2 protein-coding genes are annotated in these 589 nt (G+C 69.6%); both read left to right on the top strand.

What is annotated here, in order from left to right; genetic code table 11:
* The first annotated feature begins 20 nt into the window (after nucleotides 1-20).
* Nucleotides 21-362, top strand: a complete 342-nt coding sequence (locus ABFX45_RS46270) for a DUF190 domain-containing protein (protein ID WP_428834316.1) — start codon at nucleotides 21-23, stop codon at nucleotides 360-362.
* Nucleotides 359-589 (top strand): fluoride efflux transporter FluC (locus ABFX45_RS46265; RefSeq protein WP_346137440.1); only part of this gene is annotated, 231 nt, incomplete at its 3' end. The genes ABFX45_RS46270 and ABFX45_RS46265, both read left to right, overlap by 4 nt.

Genomic DNA, 589 nt, shown 5'->3' with positions numbered 1-589 from the left:
GCGACAGGAGGCGAGCTGAGATGCACCTCGCCGGAACCACGACCCGCCTGACCATCCTCATCGGCGACGACGACCGCTGGCAGCACCACGCACTGCACCACGAGATCGTCCTGCGCGCACGCCGCGCGGGACTGGCCGGCACCACCGTGCTGCATGGCTGCGAAGGCTTCGGCACCCACTCCTTCGTGCACACCGACCGGTTCCCCGACACCGCCGACAGCCTGCCCATCGCCGTGATCGTCGTGGACACCGACGAACGCATCCAGGGCTTCCTGCCCGAGCTCGACGAGCTGGTCACCGAGGGCACCGTGATCGTCGACGAAGTGGAAGTCGTGCGCCACACGGGAAAGCAGCCGTCATGACCACCGCGCTGACCTTTATCGGAGCCGCCGTCGGCGCTCCGCTGCGTTACCTGACGGACCGCGTCGTCCAGGCGCGGCACGACAGCCTCTTCCCCTGGGGAACCTTCGCGGTCAACCTCGCCGGATGCCTCATCCTCGGCGCACTCACCGGAGCCGGCGCGGCGATGCCGCACTCCGTGCTCGCCCTGGCGGGCACCGGGTTCTGCGGCGCGCTGACGACCTACAGC

The organism is Lentzea roselyniae, from assembly GCF_039537795.1.
GTDB classification, from domain to species: domain Bacteria; phylum Actinomycetota; class Actinomycetes; order Mycobacteriales; family Pseudonocardiaceae; genus Lentzea; species Lentzea atacamensis.
The sequence above is the reverse complement of the archived record's forward strand: the minus strand, read 5'-3'. Positions and strand labels throughout refer to the sequence as shown.

Coding starts and splice junctions, on each gene's coding strand:
- ABFX45_RS46270 (WP_428834316.1), top strand. CDS start 21: ATGCACCTCGCCGGAACCACGACCCGCCTGACCATCCTCATCGGCGAC.